Annotated in this window: 16 protein-coding genes; 9 read left to right on the forward strand and 7 right to left on the reverse strand. The window is 67.3% G+C overall.

All coding sequences use genetic code 11. The features are described 5' to 3' along the window. Positions 1–12 precede the first annotated feature (12 nt). The 4 genes from ftsH to mpl form a co-directional block, all read right to left on the reverse strand. Positions 13–1,842, reverse strand: a complete 1,830-nt coding sequence (gene ftsH / locus AC0ZJQ_RS16455) for an ATP-dependent zinc metalloprotease FtsH (protein WP_476476944.1) — start codon at positions 1,840–1,842, stop codon at positions 13–15. 83 nt (positions 1,843–1,925) lie between these two features. After that, complete coding sequence (locus tag AC0ZJQ_RS16460; RefSeq protein WP_008567983.1) at positions 1,926–2,216, reverse strand: YceK/YidQ family lipoprotein; 291 nt, start codon at positions 2,214–2,216, stop codon at positions 1,926–1,928. A 1-nt stretch (position 2,217) separates the two neighbouring features. Further along, positions 2,218–2,847 (reverse strand): flavin prenyltransferase UbiX, encoded by a 630-nt coding sequence (gene ubiX / locus AC0ZJQ_RS16465; protein WP_003290511.1) that lies wholly within the window; start codon positions 2,845–2,847, stop codon positions 2,218–2,220. Positions 2,848–2,954: 107 nt separating this feature from the next. Further along, a complete protein-coding gene (gene mpl / locus AC0ZJQ_RS16470; protein WP_476476945.1) occupies positions 2,955–4,304 on the reverse strand; it encodes a UDP-N-acetylmuramate:L-alanyl-gamma-D-glutamyl-meso-diaminopimelate ligase in 1,350 nt (449 codons plus the stop codon). Between the two features lie 210 nt (positions 4,305–4,514). Here mpl and exaC point away from each other — a divergent pair, with 210 nt between their 5' ends. The 4 genes from exaC (at position 4,515) to eutC (ending at position 10,023) form a co-directional block, all read left to right on the forward strand. Further along, positions 4,515–6,035, forward strand: coding sequence for an acetaldehyde dehydrogenase ExaC (exaC, locus tag AC0ZJQ_RS16475; RefSeq protein ID WP_476476946.1), 1,521 nt, complete (start codon positions 4,515–4,517; stop codon positions 6,033–6,035). A gap of 195 nt (positions 6,036–6,230) precedes the next feature. Next, positions 6,231–7,679 (forward strand): ethanolamine permease, encoded by a 1,449-nt coding sequence (eat, locus tag AC0ZJQ_RS16480; protein WP_476476947.1) that lies wholly within the window; start codon positions 6,231–6,233, stop codon positions 7,677–7,679. Positions 7,680–7,693: 14 nt separating this feature from the next. Beyond that, entirely contained in the window at positions 7,694–9,085 is a 1,392-nt protein-coding gene (locus AC0ZJQ_RS16485; RefSeq protein ID WP_476476948.1) for an ethanolamine ammonia-lyase subunit EutB, read from the forward strand. Between the two features lie 143 nt (positions 9,086–9,228). Further along, positions 9,229–10,023: an ethanolamine ammonia-lyase subunit EutC gene (gene eutC / locus AC0ZJQ_RS16490; protein WP_476476949.1), complete on the forward strand. Its 795-nt coding sequence runs from the start codon at positions 9,229–9,231 to the stop codon at positions 10,021–10,023. A 5-nt stretch (positions 10,024–10,028) separates the two neighbouring features. On the opposite strand, the gene AC0ZJQ_RS16495 is transcribed toward eutC, so the two are convergent. The 3 genes from AC0ZJQ_RS16495 to AC0ZJQ_RS16505 all read right to left on the reverse strand — a co-directional run bounded on the left by AC0ZJQ_RS16495 (position 10,029) and on the right by AC0ZJQ_RS16505 (position 12,601). Next, entirely contained in the window at positions 10,029–11,582 is a 1,554-nt protein-coding gene (locus AC0ZJQ_RS16495; protein WP_476476950.1) for an alkaline phosphatase D family protein, read from the reverse strand. An 81-nt stretch (positions 11,583–11,663) separates the two neighbouring features. Further along, complete coding sequence (locus AC0ZJQ_RS16500) at positions 11,664–12,074, reverse strand: RidA family protein (RefSeq protein WP_301619177.1); 411 nt, start codon at positions 12,072–12,074, stop codon at positions 11,664–11,666. Further along, positions 12,071–12,601, reverse strand: a complete 531-nt coding sequence (locus AC0ZJQ_RS16505; protein ID WP_314018017.1) for a carboxymuconolactone decarboxylase family protein — start codon at positions 12,599–12,601, stop codon at positions 12,071–12,073. The genes AC0ZJQ_RS16500 and AC0ZJQ_RS16505 overlap by 4 nt, the downstream gene beginning before the upstream one ends. A gap of 146 nt (positions 12,602–12,747) precedes the next feature. On the opposite strand from AC0ZJQ_RS16505, the gene sigJ reads away from it, so the two are divergent. The 5 genes from sigJ (at position 12,748) to AC0ZJQ_RS16530 (ending at position 18,658) form a co-directional block, all read left to right on the forward strand. Beyond that, positions 12,748–13,626 (forward strand): RNA polymerase sigma factor SigJ, encoded by an 879-nt coding sequence (gene sigJ, locus AC0ZJQ_RS16510; RefSeq protein WP_476476951.1) that lies wholly within the window; start codon positions 12,748–12,750, stop codon positions 13,624–13,626. 72 nt (positions 13,627–13,698) lie between these two features. Next, complete coding sequence (locus AC0ZJQ_RS16515) at positions 13,699–14,511, forward strand: M90 family metallopeptidase (RefSeq protein WP_213661890.1); 813 nt, start codon at positions 13,699–13,701, stop codon at positions 14,509–14,511. Positions 14,512–14,619: 108 nt separating this feature from the next. Then, complete coding sequence (gene ppa / locus AC0ZJQ_RS16520) at positions 14,620–15,147, forward strand: inorganic diphosphatase (protein WP_301619181.1); 528 nt, start codon at positions 14,620–14,622, stop codon at positions 15,145–15,147. Between the two features lie 185 nt (positions 15,148–15,332). Beyond that, positions 15,333–16,268 (forward strand): ABC transporter substrate-binding protein, encoded by a 936-nt coding sequence (locus tag AC0ZJQ_RS16525; protein WP_314018024.1) that lies wholly within the window; start codon positions 15,333–15,335, stop codon positions 16,266–16,268. Further along, a complete protein-coding gene (locus tag AC0ZJQ_RS16530) occupies positions 16,262–18,658 on the forward strand; it encodes a putative bifunctional diguanylate cyclase/phosphodiesterase (protein ID WP_476476952.1) in 2,397 nt (798 codons plus the stop codon). The genes AC0ZJQ_RS16525 and AC0ZJQ_RS16530 overlap by 7 nt, the downstream gene beginning before the upstream one ends. Positions 18,659–18,667: the final 9 nt, after the last annotated feature.

Here is an 18,667-nt window from a genome sequence, read left to right on the forward strand (position 1 = left end):
GCCCGACCACCGCTAGACGAGCGGCGCCGGCTGCGCGGCGCTCAGCGCGCGCAGCGCCTCGGCATCCAGTGTTTCCTGCTGCAGCAACTGGCGGGCACAGCGTTCGAGCAGTTCGCGCCGCGCCTCGAGCAGCGTCAGGCTGCGCTGGAAGGCGGACTGCACCAGCTCCTGCACCTCCTCATCGATCGCCGTTGCGGTGCTTTCCGCGTAATCGTGCTGCGGCTTCAAGCCGAGCAGCGCCTCGCTGCCGAGAAACGAATTGGGCTCGCGCTCCAACGCCAGGTGGCCGAGGCGCCTGGACATGCCGTAGCGCGTGACCATCGCGCGGGCGATGTCGGCGACGCGCGCCAGATCGTCCGCCGCGCCGGTGGACAGATGACTGAACACCAGCCACTCGGCGGCGCGCCCGCCGAGCAGCACGGCCATCTTGTTCTCCAGCTCCTCGCGGGTCATCAGGAAGCGGTCCTCGGTCGGCCGCTGGATGGTGTAGCCCAGCGCGCCCATGCCGCGCGGAATGATCGACACTTTGTGCACCGGATCGACGCCCGGCAGCGCCATCGCCACCAGCGCGTGGCCCATCTCGTGGTAGGCGACGATCTCGCGCTCGCGCGGGTTGAGCAGGCGGTTGCGTTTCTCCAGGCCGGCGACGATGCGCTCGATGGCGGCGTTGAAATCCTCCATGCCCACCGCCTCGGCATTGCGCCGGGTGGCCAGCAGCGTCGCTTCGTTGACCAGGTTGGCCAGATCGGCGCCGGTGAAGCCCGGCGTCAGCGCGGCGATGGCCTGCGGATCGACATCGGCGCCCAGCTTCGACTTCTTCAGGTGCACGTGAAGGATCTGCACCCGGCCAATCTTGTCCGGCCGGTCTACCAGCACCTGGCGGTCGAAACGGCCGGCGCGCAGCAGCGCCGGGTCGAGGATCTCCGGGCGGTTGGTGGCCGCCAGCAGCACCAGCCCGCTGGAAGTGTCGAAGCCGTCCATTTCCACCAGCAGCTGGTTGAGCGTCTGCTCCTTCTCGTCATGCCCGCCGGACAGCGGCCCGGCACCACGGGCGCGGCCGAGGGCGTCCAGCTCGTCGATGAAGATGATCGCCGGCGCCTGCGCGCGCGCCTGCTCGAACAGGTCGCGCACCCGCGCGGCACCGACGCCGACGAACAGCTCGACGAACTCCGAACCGGAAATGGAGAAGAACGGCACCCGCGCCTCACCAGCTACGGCGCGCGCCAGCAGCGTCTTGCCGGTACCCGGCGGGCCGACCAGCAGCACGCCCTTGGGCATGCGGCCGCCGAGACGGCCGTAGCTCTGCGGATCGCGCAGGAAATCGATGATCTCCTTCAGTTCGTCCTTGGCCTCGTCGACGCCGGCGACATCGGCGAAGCTCACCTTCATGTCGGTCTCGACGTAGACCCGCGCCTTGCTCTTGCCGATCTGCATCATGCCGCCACCGCCCATGCCGCTGCCGATGCGCCGCAGCAGGAACAGCCAGATACCGAAGAACAGCGCCGCCGGGACGATCCACGACAGCAGGTCGCGCATCAGCGTGCTTTCCACCTTGCCGGTGTAGCGCACCGGAAACTGCTGCAGATGCTCGGCCAGCTGCGGCTCGACGCGATTGGCGATGAATCGGCGCTGACCGCCCGGCAGCGGCTGCTTGAGCGTGCCCTCGATGCGCCGCTCGGTAATCGCCAGCGACTCGACGCGACCATCCTTGAGATGCTGCTCGAATTCGCTGTAGGGAATGGTGGCGATTTCCTGCTGCGCCGACAGCAGATACTGGATACCGATGAAGGCCAGGATGGCGATCAACCAGTAGCTCATGTGGAACTGGGCCTGCTCTTTCACTCCTGCTCTCCTTGCGCCAAGGGCATTCGGCCGGATTATGCCTGTCGCGCCATCAACCGGCCTGGACCTGGATCAGTTACACCTCAGAGACCGCCGCGCACACCCAGGCCGATACCCAGCTCGGTCGCCACCGCGAATGGCAGCAGCAGCGTGTCCAGCACGGCGCTGGCGGGCAGGTCGAGCGCCGCATGCCGTGGCGCCTCGGCGCCGAAGCGCTCCAGCGGGCAACAGCCGCCGTGAAGGCTGTACCAATCCAGGCGGGTGCCGGAATAGATGATCGGCGCGCCGGGCTTGGCGGCATCCAGCGTGCGCACGGTCGCACAGCCACCAAGCAGCGTCAGGGTGAGCAAAGACAGCAGCGCTCGACCGAGCATCTCAGTCATCACTGACGATGTGGTGCTCGCCCCAGCGCGGCAGCATGTCCTGCGGGATGTTGAGCAGATTGAGGATGCGCGCGACGACGAAATCCACCAGATCGTCGATCGTCTGCGGCTGATGATAGAAGCCCGGCGAGGCCGGCAGGATCACCGCGCCCAGGTTCGACAGCTTGAGCATGTTCTCCAGATGGATGCTCGAATACGGTGCCTCGCGCGGCACCAGAATCAGCTGACGGCGCTCCTTGAGGGTGACGTCGGCGGCGCGCTCGATCAGGTTGTTGCAGGCGCCGGTGGCGATTGCCGACAGCGTGCCGGTGGAACAGGGCACGACCACCATGGCGGTCGGCGCGCCCGAGCCGGAAGCCGGTGGGGCCATCCAGTCTTCCTTGGCGAACACGCGAATCTGCCCGGCCGCGGCGCCGGTGTATTCCGAAAGGAACGCCTGCATCGCCTGCGGCTTGGCCGGCAGCACCACATCGGTTTCGGTGGCCATCACCAGCTGCGCGGCCTTGGAGATCAGGAAGTGCACCTCACGGTCTTCCTGCACCAGGCAGTCGAGCAGGCGCAGGCCGTACTGCGCGCCGGAGGCGCCGGTCATGGCCAGGGTGATGCGTTCCGGTCCGTTCATTCAATCTGCTCCTGGTGCGATCCGCGTGGAAATGCCTGCGGCGATTTCCACCCTACCCACGGTCATCGTAGGGTGGAAAACCGCGAAGCGTTTTCCACCTTGAGCAATCAGCTCAACGCCGCGGCCAACTTGCCGTGCAAGCCGCCGAAGCCGCCGTTGCTCATCACCACCACCTGCGTACCCGGCGTGGCGTCGGCCTTGACCTTGGCGATGATCGCCTCCAGCGAATCACAGACGGCGGTCGGTACCGGCGAGTCGGCGACGGTCGCGGCCAGGTCCCAGCCGAGATTGGCCGGCGCATACCAGATCGCCTGATCGGCCAGCGCCACCGATTCGGCCAATCCCTCGCGATGCGCGCCGAGCTTCATCGAGTTCGAGCGCGGCTCGATGATGGCGATGATCGGCGTCGTGCCGACCTGCTTGCGCAGGCCGTCGAGGGTGGTGGCGATCGCGGTCGGGTGATGGGCGAAGTCGTCGTAGATGGTCACGCCGCGCACTTCCGCAACCTTCTCCATACGCCGTTTGACGCTCTTGAAGGTGGAAAGCCCGGCGATCGCCAGCTCCGGCACCACGCCGACATGCCGCGCCGCCGCCAGCGTGGCCAGCGCGTTGTTGACGTTGTGTCGGCCGGTCAGCTCCCACTCCACCACGCCCTGCACGGCGCCGTCGAAGCTCACCTCGAAGCGCGAGCCGTCCGCACTGAGCAGGTTTGCCTGCCACAGCCCGCCCTCGCCGGTGGTCTGCACCGGCGTCCAGCAGCCCATGCCGATCACGCGCTTGAGCGCCGTTTCCGACTCGGGATGGATGATCAGCCCCTCGCCCGGCACGGTCCGCACCAGATGGTGGAACTGCCGCTCGATGGCGGCGAGATCCGGGAAGATGTCCGCGTGGTCGAATTCCAGATTGTTCAGGATCGCGGTGCGCGGGCGGTAGTGAACGAACTTGCTGCGCTTGTCGAAGAAGGCGCTGTCGTATTCGTCGGCCTCGACCACGAAGAACGGCGTGTCGCCCAGCCGCGCCGAGATGCCGAAGTTCTGCGGCACCCCACCGATCAGAAAGCCCGGACTCATGCCGGCATGCTCCAGTACCCAGGCCAGCATGCTGCTGGTGGTGGTCTTGCCATGGGTGCCGGCGGCGGCCAGCACCCAGCGGCCCTGCAACACGTGATCGGCCAGCCACTGCGGGCCTGAGACGTAGGGCAGGCCCTTGTTCAGCACGTACTCGACCGCCGGGTTGCCGCGTGACAGCGCGTTACCCACCACCACCAGATCGGGCGCGGGTTGCAGATGCGCCGGTTCGTAACCCTGCATCAGCTCGATGCCCTGGGCTTCGAGCTGCGTGCTCATCGGCGGATAGACGTTGGCATCGGAGCCGGTGACGCGATGGCCAAGCTCCTTGGCCAGCACCGCGAGCGAACCCATGAAGGTGCCGCAGATGCCGAGAATATGGATGTGCATTGAAGACCTCTGCAATGCCTGCGCGACGCCCGTCGGGGGCGGCCGGCAGGGGCCGGAAACTGCGCGGCAGATTAGCACAGCGCCGCGCCGCATCGGCCGTTCGACGGGGGCGCCGCACCCGAATGTCGGCTCGGTCGCAGACTGCCTGAAGCTGATCTACGCTGAAACGACCGCCGTTTTCACGACCCTTGCAAGAACCGGAGACTCACCATGCGTTACGCCCATCCCGGCACCGAGGGTGCCCTGGTCACGTTCAAACCCCGCTACGGCAACTACATCAACGGTCAGTTCGTCGAGCCGGTCGGCGGTCAGTACTTCACCAACCTGTCGCCGGTCAACGGCCAGCCCATCGCCGAATTCCCGCGCTCCGACGCCGCCGATATCGAAAAGGCGCTGGACGCCGCGCATGCCGCCGCCGACGCCTGGGGCAAGACCAGCGTGCAGGCGCGCGCACTGGTCCTGCTGAAGATCGCCGACCGCATCGAAGCCAATCTGGAAAAGCTCGCCATCACCGAGACCTGGGACAACGGCAAGGCGGTGCGCGAGACGTTGAACGCCGACATCCCGCTGGCGGCCGATCACTTCCGCTACTTCGCCGGCTGCATCCGCGCACAGGAAGGCACGGCGGCGGAGATCGACGAGCACACCGCGGCCTACCACTTCCACGAACCGTTGGGCGTGGTCGGGCAGATCATTCCGTGGAACTTCCCCATCCTGATGGCCGCCTGGAAACTCGCACCGGCGCTGGCCGCCGGCAACTGCGTGGTGTTGAAGCCCGCCGAGCAGACGCCGCTGGGCATCACCGTGCTGCTCGAATGCATCGGCGACCTGCTGCCGCCGGGCGTGCTCAACATCGTGCAGGGCTTCGGTCGCGAGGCCGGCGAGGCGCTGGCTTCGAGCAAGCGCATCGCCAAGATCGCCTTTACCGGCTCCACCCCGGTCGGCTCGCACATCATGAAGCGCGCCGCCGAGAGCATCATCCCGAGCACCGTCGAGCTGGGCGGCAAGAGCCCGAACATCTACTTCGAGGACATCATGCAGGCCGAGCCGACCTTCATCGAGAAGGCCGCCGAAGGACTGGTGCTGGGCTTCTTCAACCAGGGCGAGGTGTGCACCTGCCCGTCGCGCGCGCTGGTGCAGGAATCGATCTACGCGCCGTTCATGGAAGCGGTGATGAAGAAGGTCGCGCAGATCAAGCGCGGCGACCCGCTGGACACCGAGACCATGGTCGGCGCCCAGGCCAGTCAGCAGCAGTTCGACAAGATCATGTCGTACCTCAAGATCGCCCGCGAGGAAGGCGCCGAGGTACTCACTGGTGGCGACGTGGAACACCTGGAAGGCTCGCTGGCGACCGGCTATTACATCCAGCCGACGCTGCTCAAGGGCAACAACAAGATGCGCGTGTTCCAGGAGGAAATCTTCGGCCCGGTGATCGGCGTGACCACCTTCAAGGATGAAGCCGAGGCGCTGGCGATGGCCAACGACACCGAGTTCGGCCTCGGCGCCGGCGTCTGGACACGCGACATCAACCGCGCCTACCGCATGGGCCGCGGCATCAAGGCGGGCCGGGTGTGGACCAACTGCTACCACCTCTACCCCGCGCATGCGGCGTTTGGCGGCTACAAGAAGTCCGGCGTCGGCCGCGAGACGCACAAGATGATTCTCGACCACTACCAGCAGACCAAGAACCTGCTGGTGAGCTACGACATCAATCCGCTGGGCTTCTTCTGATGGGCTGAAGGCGGCGGGCAACGTGCCCGCCGCCGATTCGAACAAGACGCCTGCGAGCGCCGCCGTGGTGCCGTGAAGCTCGATAAAGGTGCGTTTCTGCCAGACTTGGCTGACAAAACACCGCAACCGTCAGGTTTGCGGCGCGGGGCATGACGCTTGCTAGGGAGAGTTGCCAACCACCTGCGAGGAACGATCATGGCTCTCGAACACAGCAGTTCAACGCCCCCGCAACACACCGTCGATTTCGAAACCGTCGGCAGCAGCTATTTCCAGGAACGCGAACTGAAGAAAGGCGCCGCCGGCTGGGTGCTGCTGGTCGGCCTCGGCGTCGCCTACGTGATTTCCGGCGACTACGCCGGCTGGAACTTCGGCCTCGCCCAGGGCGGCTGGGGCGGGCTGTTCGTCGCCACGCTGCTGATGGCGACCATGTACCTGTGCATGTGCTTCTCGCTGGCCGAGCTGTCCTCGATGGTGCCCACCGCCGGCGGCGGCTACGGCTTCGCGCGTACCGCGTTCGGCCCGCTGGGCGGCTTTCTCACCGGCACGGCGATCCTCATCGAATACGCCATCGCCCCGGCGGCCATCGCCGTGTTCATCGGCGCCTACTGCGAATCGCTGTTCGGCATCGGCGGCTGGATGGTGTACCTGGCCTTCTACATCATCTTCATCGGCATCCACATCTTCGGCGTCGGCGAGGCGCTGAAGCTGATGTTCATCATCACCGCGATCGCCGCGCTGGCGCTCGCGGTGTTCATCCTGGCGATGGTGCCGCACTTCTCCGTCGACAAGCTGCTGGACATCGCGCCGACCACCGCAGCCGGCGCCAGCGCCTTCCTGCCCTATGGTTACGTCGGCATCTGGGCGGCGATTCCCTACGCGATCTGGTTCTTCCTCGCTGTCGAGGGCGTACCGCTGGCCGCCGAGGAAACCAAAAACCCGCAGCGCGACATGCCACGCGGACTGATCGGCGCCATGCTGATCCTCGCCGCGTTCGCCGCGCTGATCCTCTTGGTCGGCCCTGGCGGCGCTGGCTCCAGCACCCTGGTGGAATCCGGCAACCCGCTGGTGGAGGCGCTGACCAGTGCCTACGGCGCGTCGACCTGGATGAGCGGCTTCGTCAACCTGGTCGGTCTGGCCGGGCTGATCGCCAGCTTCTTCTCGATCATCTTCGCCTACTCGCGGCAGATCTTCGCGCTGTCGCGGGCCGGCTACCTGCCGCGCAACCTGTCGCTGACCAACAGCAAGAAGGTGCCGGTGCTGGCACTGGTGATCCCGGGCATCATCGGTTTCGCCCTGTCGCTGACCGGTCAGGGCGATCTGCTGATTCTCGTCGCGGTGTTCGGCGCGACCATCTCCTACGTGCTGATGATGGCCTCGCACATCACCCTGCGCCTGCGCCGGCCGGACCTGCACCGCCCGTACCGCACGCCCGGCGGCATCTTCACCTCGGGCGTGGCGCTGGTACTGGCGTGCGTCGCGGTGGTGGCCGGCTTCCTGGTCGACCCGCGGGTGGTCATCGGCGCGGTGATCATCTACGGCGTCTTCATCGCGTACTTCGCGCTCTACAGCCGGCATCACCTGGTGGCCGGTACGCCGGAAGAGGAATTCGCGGCGATCGAGAAAGCCGAAGCGTCGTTGCATTGAAGAAGGAGGCTGACATGGCGTACTCGCACAGCGTGGGCGGCAGCACCTGGCGCTTCGACGATCTGCGCGAGGTGATGGCCAAGGCCAGCCCGGCGCGCTCCGGCGACCTGCTCGCCGGGGTCGCGGCGGGCAGCGACGCCGAGCGCGTGGCGGCGCAGATGTGCCTCGCCGAGGTGCCGCTCAAGCGCTTCCTCGACGAAGCACTGATCCCCTACGAAAGCGATGAAGTCACCCGGCTGATCATCGACAGCCATGACGCCGCTGCCTTCGCTCCGATCAGCCATCTGACCGTGGGCGATTTCCGCAACTGGCTGCTCGGCGAGGACGCCGACGAAGCCGCGCTGCAGGCTCTGGCAGCGGGGCTGACGCCGGAGATGGTCGCCGCGGTGTCGAAGATCATGCGCGTGCAGGACCTGATCCTCGTCGCGCAGAAGGTTCGCGTGGTCACCCGCTTTCGCAACACCATCGGGCTGGCCGGGCGCATGTCCACCCGGTTGCAGCCGAACCACCCGACCGACGATAGCGCCGGCATCGCCGCGAGCATTCTCGACGGCCTGCTCTACGGCAACGGCGACGCGGTGATTGGTATCAATCCGGCCACCGACAGCACCGCCGGTATCTGTGAGCTGCTGAAGATGCTCGACGCGGTGATCAGCCGCTACGAGATCCCGACCCAGGGCTGCATCCTCACCCACGTCACCACCTCCATCGAAGCGATCAACCGCGGCGCGCCACTGGACCTGGTGTTCCAGTCCATCGCCGGCACCGAGGCGGCCAACGCCAGCTTCGGCATCAGCCTGGCAACGCTGCAGGAAGGCTACGACGCCGGTCTGTCGCAGAAGCGCGGCACCCTCGGCGACAACCTCATGTATTTCGAGACCGGCCAGGGCAGCGCGCTGTCGGCGGGCGCCCATCACGGCGTCGATCAGCAGACCTGCGAAGCCCGCGCCTACGCCGTCGCGCGCCGCTACAAGCCGCTGCTGGTGAACACCGTGGTCGGTTTTATCGGCCCGGAATACCTCTACAACGGCAAGCAGATCATCCGCGCCGGGCTGGAGGATCACTTCTGCGGCAAGCTGCTCGGCGTGCCCATGGGTTGCGACATCTGCTACACCAACCACGCCGAAGCCGACCAGGACGACATGGACATGCTGCTCACCCTGCTCGGCACGGCCGGCATCAACTTCATCATGGGCATCCCGGGCTCGGACGACGTGATGCTCAACTACCAGACCACCTCCTTCCACGACGCCCTCTACGTGCGCCAGGTGCTTGGTCTGAGGCCCGCGCCGGAATTCGAGGAATGGCTGGCGAAGATGCAGATCCTCCGGCAGGACGGCAATCGCCTGCAGCTCGGCCGTGACCTGCCAGAAGCCTTCCGCCGCGCGCTGGAGCAGCAGGCATGAAGCCGCTCTTGCTGTCTCGGCCAGCCTCAGGTGGAAAACGCTGCGCGGTTTTCCACCCTACCCAGGCGCCGCGCAGTAGGGTGGAAAACGACCGCAGGTCTTTTCCACGCGCCCGCTCGTTAGGCCAGACAACCGAGGTAGCCATGCCCGACCGCTCGCCCACCATCGACAACCCCTGGCAGCACCTGCGCCAGTTGACCCCGGCGCGCATCGCCCTCGGCCGTGCCGGCATCAGCCTGCCCACCGGTGCGCAGCTGGACTTCCAGTTCGCCCACGCCCAGGCCCGCGATGCGGTGCACCTGCCGCTGGATTGCGCCGCACTGGCCACCGAGCTGGACAGGCACAATCTCGCCCATCTGCCACTGCACAGCGCCGCCAGCGATCGGCAGACCTACCTGCAACGCCCGGACCTTGGCCGGCGCCTGGACGACGCCAGCGCCGCCGCACTCGATGCGCACGCGCAGGAAGGCTGCGACCTCGCGCTGGTGATCGCCGATGGCCTCTCCGCACTGGCGGTCCAGCGCCATGCGGTGCCGATGGCCTTGAAGATTGCCGAGCATGCGCGCGCCGAAGGCTGGTCCCTAGGGCCGATCAGCCTGGTCGAGCAGGGCCGCGTCGCAATTGCCGACGAGATCGGCCAGCGGCTGAAGGCGCGCATGGTGGTGATCCTGCTCGGCGAACGCCCCGGCCTCAGCTCGCCGGACAGCCTCGGCCTGTACTTCACCTGGGCGCCGCAGGTCGGCCGGCACGATGCGCAGCGCAACTGCATCTCCAACATCCGCCCCGAGGGGCTGAGCTACAACCTCGCCGCGCACCGCCTGCTCTATCTGCTGCGTGAAGCCAGCCGCCGCCAGCTCTCCGGCGTGCAGCTCAAGGACGAAGCCGAAGTACCGACGCTGGACGGCCAACCGCGCGCCGGCAATTTCCTCCTAGGCTAGTCGGCTCAGGCCGGCTGCCAGGGCTCCAGCGTCTGGCGGTAGACCACCGCGCCGTCGGGGCCGCGCAGGCTGACGTCGAGCGCGCCGGTCTGCGCGTCGATCTCCACCTCACCGAAGAACTGGAAGCCCGCGCGCGGCGAACTGTTGGCCACCGGCGCCGCCTTCTGGAACACCACCTCGGGGCCGAAGGTGGCGTCCAGCGGATTGGGCCCGAAGCTGCCGGCATTCAGCGGGCCGGCGACAAACTCCCAGAACGGCTCGAACTGCTGGAGCGCGGCGCGATTGGGGTGATAATGATGCGCCGCGCAGTAGTGCACGTCGGCGGTCAGCCACACGGTGTTGCGCACCCGCGCGCGCTGGATGAAGGTCAGCAGCTCGGCGATTTCCAGCTCGCGGCCCAGCGCCTGACCATCGTTGCCATTGGCGATCGCCTCCCAGCGCGGGCCATCGGGCACATGCAGGCCGATGGGCATGTCGGCGGCGATAACCTTCCAGGTCGCGCGCGAGGCGCGCAGTTCGCGCTTGAGCCAGTCCAGCTGCTCGCGACCGAGAAACGCCGTATCGGCGCCCTGCTCGGCCTGCAGGTTGTGGGTGTTGGGCCCGCGATAGCTGCGCATGTCCAGCACGAACACCTCCAGCAGCGGCCCGTAGCTGACCTTGCGGTAGATGCGCCCGAGCCGGTCGCCGCGCGCGATGCGCATCGGCGCGTATTCGAGATAGGCCTGCCGCGCACGCCGCACCAGCGTATCGACATCGCGCACCTGCTGGTAACGGTCATCCAGCACCTTGCTCGGCGACCAGTTGTTGGTCACCTCGTGGTCGTCCCACTGCCAGATCTGCGGCACCTCGGCGTTGAACGCGCGCAGGTTCTCGTCCAGCAGGTTGTAGCGGTAGTTGCCGCGAAATTCGTGCAGCGTTTCGGCGACCTTGCTCTTCTCCTCGGTGACCAGGTTGCGCCAGGTGCTGCCATCCTCGGCGGTCACTTCGGCGGGGATCGGCCCATCGGCGTAGATCACGTCACCGCTGTGCAGGAAGAAGTCCGGCCGGCGCTGGCGCATGCTTTCGTAGATGCGCATGCCGCCGACGTCCGGGTTGATGCCGTAACCCTGGCCGCAGGTGTCGCCGCCCCAAACGAAGCGAATGTCGCGCGGGCGCTTCGGCGCGCTGCGCAGGTGGCCGAACCAGGGCTCGCTGAGCACGCCGCTACGGGCATCCTCGAAACGCGCGCGGTAGAAGATCGACTGACCTGCCGGTAGCCCGCGCAGGTCGACGCGGGCGGTGAAGTCCATGCTCGCATCGGTGACCGGCGAAACCATGCGCCGCGGATTGCCGAAGCGGCTGCGCGTGTCCCACTCGACGATCAGTCGGCCGGGACGGTCGCAGCGGCTCCAGACCAGCGCGCGGTTGCCCTCGACATCGCCGGACTGCACGCCATCGAGCATCTGCGGCCGCGCGCGCGGCGCAGCGATGATGGCGGGCGCGATGCCCAGGGCCGGCAGGGCGAGGCCGGCGCCAATGCCCTGCAGCAGCAGGCGGCGGTTGTGGTCCGGTGCGGTCATGGTGGGTCTCCTTGCGGGTGGGTTTGTTCCGGTCTACCCACCGCGCTTGACAGTCCCATGACGCGCCGACCAGCGGCACGCCTATTCGGCGGCCAACACCAGTACGGCCTCGATCTCGAACAGCATGCCGTCCAGCGCCAGGCGCGGCACGGGAATCAGCGTACAGGCCGGTTTCGGCCCGGCGCCCAGTGCGCGCACCAGCTCCTCGCCGAAGACGTGCAACCGCGCCTCGCTGTGCTCGACGATCAGCACGCCGAGCTTGGCGATCTGCGCCGGTGTGCCGCCGGCGGCCTCGATGGCGATGCACAGATTGCGCAGCGCCTGGCGCACCTGCTGGCGAAAATCGGCCGACAGGCGGCCGTCGGCCGTCTCGCCGCCCTGCCCGGCGATGAACGCCAGCCGCGCGCCAGCCGGCAACAGCGCGACGTGCGAGTAGCCGTTGGGCGCCGGGTCGTACAACCCCGGCGGGTTGATCAATCGCAGCTCGCTCATGCCTTGCTCCTTTCGCTGGTGGGACGCAGATCGGCGAAACGCTCCAGTGCGCGGTTCATCGCGCCCTTGAGGTCGCCCGAACGGTACTGGCCCGGCTCTTGGCCAAAGGCGACGTTCAGGCGGTTCCAGCTGTTGATGGCAATGATCGCAAAGGTCAGCCGGGTGATTGCACGCGGCGAGAAATGCGCGGCCAGCTCACCGTAGCAGCGATCCAGAGTTTCGCCGTCGGGCAGCCGGGTCACCGCCTCGGTCCAGGCCAGCGCCGCGCGTTCGGCCGGGCTGTAGACGTTGGCTTCGTGCCAGGCCGGCAGCAGCAGAATGCGCGGCAGCGGCGTTTCCAGCGCCAGCAGGTCCTTGCTGTGCATGTCGATGCAGTAGGCACAGCCGTTGAGCTGCGAGGCGCGCAGCTCGATCAGCGCAAGCAGCTGCGGGTCCAGGTCGGATTCGTGCAGGTAGCCGCTGAGCGCGGTCAGCGCCTGCAGCGGCAGTGCGTCGGCGTGTTTGAAGTAGTCGAGGCGAACGGTCATGGCGGTCTCCAGTGGGTTTGTCGGTAATGACCCAGCCAGGACGCAGCCGCCCGCTGGGTTGTGACAGCCGCGAGGCAGAAAAACCGGCTGTCACAGCGAGCACGGTCGATCCGTCCATACTGGACGAGTCATCGTGAGGAACTGACGTGCGGGACAAGACGGATTTCTTTCAGACACTACGGCCGAAGCTGTTCGGCCTGGCCTACCGGCTGCTGGGCAGCCGCGCCGATGCCGAGGATCTGCTGCAGGACGCCTGGCTCAAGTGGAGCGGCGCGGATGCGGCGACGATTCGCGACGCCGAGGCCTGGCTGGTCACGGTGGTGACGCGCCTGGGCATCGACCAGCTGCGCCAGCGTCGCGCGCGCCGCGAGGAGTACCTCGGCCCCTGGCTGCCCGAGCCGCTGCTCGGCCTCGGCGACCACGAAGGCGAACGGCTGGCCGACCTCGGCGCGGACATTTCCATGGCCTTCATGGTGCTGCTCGAACGCCTCGGCGCCGAGGAACGCGCAGCACTGCTGCTGCGCGAAGTGCTCGAGCATTCTTATGAACAGATCGCCGAGACCCTCGGCAAGAGCTCAGTCGCCTGCCGGCAGATCATCAGCCGCGCGCGTCGGCGGGTGCGCGAAGAGCGGCCGCGCTTCGCGGTCGATGGCGAAGCGCATCGACGGCTGGTGGAACGCTTCGCCGCCACGCTGCTGGAAGCGGACAGCACGGCCTTCGCCGAACTGCTCGCCGAAGACGTGAGCTGGATGGCCGACGGTGGCGGGCTGGTCTCGGCCGCCTCGAAGACGCTGCATGGCGTCCGGGCTTCGGCGCGCCTGGCCCGCGGCATCGCCCGCCGTGCGGCCGGCCAATGGCAGGCACGCGTCGCCTGGATCAATGGCGAACCCGGCGTGCTGCTGCTGCACGGCGAGCACCTCCACGCGGCGATGACGCTGGTCAGCGACGGCCGGCAGATTCGCCACATCTACGCCGTGCTCAACCCGCACAAGCTCGGGCAGACGCCGCTGGACACGGCGTCCTGAACGCCTGCGCGCGGCTTGCCGCACATCGCCACCGCGCTTATGGTGAGCGCCCTTTCGCTGGAAACTTCGTGCATGTGGTCCTTTCGCGCCTGGCAGCGCAAACGCATCCTCGCCCGCAACCCGGTGGCCCCGGAGCTGTGGCAGCAGGTGCTCGACAGCCTGCCGATTCTCGATGGCCTCGGCGACGACGAACTCGCCCGCCTGCGCGAACGCGCTGTGCTGTTCCTGCATGACAAGCGCCTGACCGCGCTGCCGGGCGTCGAACTGCAGGCCGAGGATCGCCTGCGTCTGGCGCTGCAGGCCCAGCTGCCGCTGCTGCATCTAGCCGATCTGGGCTGGTATCGCGGCTTCCACGAGATCGTCATCTACCCAGACGACTTCCTCAGCCCGCAGAAGCACCGCGACGCCGCTGGCGTCGAGCACGAGTGGGACGCCGAACACAGTGGCGAGGCCTGGCTGCAGGGCCCGGTGATCCTCGCCTGGCCCGGCGTGCAGCAGAGCGGTGGCTGGGAAGCCTACAACCTGGTGATCCACGAACTGGCGCACAAGCTGGACATGCTCAACGGCGACGCCAATGGCTTGCCGCCGTTGCACCGCTACATGCGCATCGACGCCTGGGCGGTGGCCATGCAGCAGGCCTACGACCAGCTGAACGCCAGCCTCGACGCCGATCCAGACGCCGAAACGCCGATCGATCCCTATGCCGCGGAAAACCCGGCGGAGTTCTTCGCCGTCACCAGCGAATACTTCTTCAGCGCGCCGGACCTGCTGCACGCCGCCTTCCCCGAGGTCTACGCACAGCTCGCCGATTTCTATCGTCAGAACCCACTGCAACGCTTGCAGCGACTGCAGGCCGAACACCCGGCCTACCGGGAACCTGCCTAGGCCGTACGCGTCGAACCCGGCGTGCATTGCGCGCGACATTGCGCCTATAATCGCGCCCACTTTTTTCCGCCCCCCGGCCACGCTGGCCGATCACGGAGCCTTTCCTTCATGAGCTACAGCAAAGTCCCGGCTGGCAAAGATCTGCCGAACGACATCTACGTCGCCATCGAAATCCCGGCCAACCACGCACCGATCAAGTACGAAATCGATCACGACACCGACTGCCTGTTCGTCGACCGCTTCATGGCCACCCCGATGTTCTACCCGGCCAACTACGGTTTCATCCCGCACACCCTGGCTGACGACGGCGACCCGCTGGACGTGCTGGTCGTGACCCCGTATCCGGTCGCACCGGGTTCGGTCATCCGCTGCCGTCCGGTCGGCGTGCTGAACATGACCGACGAAGCCGGCGGTGACGCCAAGCTGATCGCCGTCCCGCACGACAAGCTGACCCAGCTGTACAAGGACGTGAAGGAATACACCGACCTGCCTGCGCTGCTGATCGAGCAGATCAAGCACTTCTTCGAGAACTACAAGGATCTGGAGAAAGGCAAGTGGGTCAAGGTCGAAGGCTGGGAAGGCGCCGATGCGGCCCGCGCAGCAATCATCAAGGCGGCGGAGGCTTATCAGAAGTAAGCCAGCGCCACCCCTGAAAGCCGGCCACAAGCCGGCTTTTTTATTGCCTGCGAAACGCCGTGCCCCACGGGCGGACCGGCCTCGCCGGCATCTAGCCGGAAGATGAATGGCCCTAGACTTTTTGCGGGATTCACGCGGCTGTGCGACTCCGCTATGGTGGCACTCAACCATCACGAGGTCGCAGGATGCGCCTGACACTTCTGTTGCTGCTTGGCCTGATTCTGCTCGGCTGCCAGCCGAATACCGAGCCGACTCGCGTCGGCAGCAATCGCTGGCTGGGCTATGGACCGATCTATCTGGCCGACGATCTGCGCTGGACCGAATCCGCCGGCGTGCGCCTGGTCGAGTATCCGACGACCACCGGTGTGCTGCGCGGATTTCGCAACGGCATGCTGGACGCCGCGCTGCTGACGCTGGACGAAGTGCTGTTGTTGCAGGACCGCGCGCCGGAACTCGACCTGGAGATCGTGCTGGTCGCCAACGTCTCCGCCGGTGCCGATGCGCTGTTCACGCGCGCACCGATCGCCTCGCTGGACGCGCTGAAGGGACAGCGCATCGGCGTCGAGAACACGGCGCTCGGTGCATTCTTTCTGGAGCGTCTGCTCGACCAGGCGCAATTGAGCATCGACGACGTGACCGTGGTCAGCCTGCCGGTGCACGAGCACGTCGAGGCCTTCCGCGAGGGCAAGGTCGATGCGGTGATCACCTTCGCCTCGGAAGGGCCGGCACTGGAGCGCCACGGCGCGCGGCGGCTGTTCGACAGCCGGCAGCTGCCCGGGGAGATCGTCGACGTGCTGGTGGTCGACCGCCGGCACGTCAGCACCGAACGGCGCCGGCAGCTCAAGGCGCTGTGGCTCACCTCGTTGCGCACCTGGCAGGAAAACCGCGCGGAAACCGACCCGCGCCTGCAGGCACGCCTCGGGCTCAGCGCCGAGGCGATGCAGGTCACGCTGGCCGGGGTGGTGATGGGCGACGCCGCGCTCAACCGCCAATGGCAGGACAGCGGCCAGCTGCTGCGCAGCGTCCAGCATCTGAGCGATTATCTGAGCGAGCGCGGTCTGCTCGCCAATCCGCGCCCCGCCCAACAGTTGCTTGCCGAATGCCGAGGTAGGAAATGCTGACCCGCTATTCCCTGCGTCTGTCGTTGCCGCTGCTGCTCGGCCTGTTCGCCCTGACGTTCACCCTGCTGCTGACTGCCTGGCACATGCCAAGTCGCGTCGAGGAGACGCTGGAGCACTGGCGCATCCATACCCGCCAGCACCTGGCGCTGCTGCAGAGCAGCCTGAGCGACCACCGGCGCCTGGGCCGTACCGCCGAGCTGCAGACCGAGCTGGCCGACGTCGCCAGCCTGCAGGGCGTGCGCTGGGCGATGGTCATCGACCAGCAGCTGCGCGTCATCGGCAGTACCCGCCTGGGCCTGGACCCGACCAAGCTGACGCTGATCGACCCGGACGTGCTCACCGACTACGTGCGCAGTGGCCGCGCCGGCTGGCTGGGCGATTCGTCGGCGCGGCAGCTGGTCATCTACCCGCTGGACCGCACCACCCAAACGGGTGCGCCGCTGCGCGAGGCGCTGCTGGTGGAATTCGACTTCGCGCCGGTCGTGGCGCAGACCCGTCGCGACGGCTGGTTCTACCTGGCGCAGACGCTGAGCCTGCTGGTACTGCTCGGACTGGCGCTCAACCTGCTCTACAACCACCTGATCACCCGGCGCCTGGCCCGCATCGACCGGGCCGCGCGGTCCTTCGCCCAGGATCAGCAGCCGCAGCCGCCCGCCGTCAGCGGCCGGGACGAGATCGGCCAGCTCGCCACCACCTTCAGCCAGATGATGAACCAGCTGCACCAGCGCCGGCTCGCCCAGCAGGAAAGCGAGCAGCTGATGCGCAACCTCATCGACACGGCGCCGATCGGCATGCTGGTGGTCGACGGCGAGCTGCGCGTGCAACAGGCCAACCCGGCTGCCGCCGCCCTGTTCGATTGCGCACCGGACGAGCTGGTGGGCAATGTTCCGGCCGACCGCCTGATCGAGCCGGACGCCACCGAGCGGCTGCAGCGCGCACCGGCCAACAGCGTGCTGCAGCTGACCGGGCACCGGCACGGCCAGCAGGTGCCGCTGGAATTCACCTGCACGCCCTTCCTGCGCAACGGTCAAACGCACGCGCTGGTGCTGCTGCGCGACATTGGCGACCGTCTGCGCGCCGAGCAGCGTCTGCGCTTCCTGGCGCATTTCGACCCGCTGACGCAGCTGGCCAACCGCAACTTCCTGGTCCAGCGGCTCGAGCAACTGCTCAGCGAGCGCGTGGAGCTGAGCCTGCTGTACCTCGATCTGGATCACTTCAAGCGCATCAACGACGCCCTCAGCCACGAGATCGGCGACCGTCTGCTGGTCCAGGTTGGTGAGCGCCTGCGCCAGCTGGCACCGGAGCCGGCACTGCTGGCGCGCACCGGCGGCGACGAGTTCATGCTGCTGCTGGAACGCAGCGACGCGCAGCAGGCCGGACTACTGGCCGAGCATCTGATCGAAGGCTTCCAGCCGCCCATGCGCATCAACCAGTACGAGTGTTTCGTCACCCCCAGCATCGGCATCGCCAGCAGCGACGGCCGCGGCAGTGCCAGCGAGCTGCTCAAGCAGGTCGACCTGGCGCTGTACGCCGCCAAGGATGCCGGGCGCAACTGCACGCGTTTCTTCAGCCAGGAGCTCAGCGCCGCGGCCGAGCGCCGCCGTCAGCTCGAGCAGGCGTTGCGCCGCGCGCTGGACGAGGAGCAGTTCGTGCTGCATTACCAGGCGCAGGTAAACGCCGCGGGCGAACCCGAGGTGATGGAAGCGCTGCTGCGCTGGAATTCGCCCGAGCGCGGCCTGGTACCGCCAGGCGAATTCATCCCGGTGCTCGAAGACAGCGGGCTGATCATCGAAACCACCCGCTGGGTGTTCCGCCAGGCCTGCCGACAGGCGCGCCAGTGGCGCGAACAGGGTCACCGACTGCGGATCGCGGTGAACCTTTCGCCGCTGGATTTCCGTCAGGCCGATCTGGCCGGCAGCCTGCTCGCCATCCTTGCCGAGGAAGACACACCGGCGGAACTGCTGGAACTGGAGATCACCGAGAGCGCGCTGCTGGAGGCCGACGAGCATGTACAGCAGACCCTCACCCGCCTCAAGTCCGCCGGCCTGCCGCTGCTGCTCGACGACTTCGGCACCGGCTACGCCTCGCTGACCTACCTGCAGCGCTTCCCCTTCGACGGCATCAAGATCGACCGCGAATTCGTCGCCGGCCTGCCCGACAGCGAACACTCGGTGGCGCTGGTGCGCGGCATTCTGACGATGGCGGCACACCTGGGCCTGCACGTGGTCGCCGAGGGGGTGGAGAACGAGCGTCAGGCGGCGTTCCTGCGGCTGAACAACTGCCCGAGCCTGCAGGGCTACCACTACGCGCGCCCGCTGGCCGCTCAGGAATGCCTGCTGGCCGGTGTCATCCCGCCGACGCCCGCGCTGTTATTGCCGCTGGACGGCTGAGCCGCGCCA

The sequence above is a fragment of the Stutzerimonas sp. 21-1 genome, assembly GCF_056336065.1.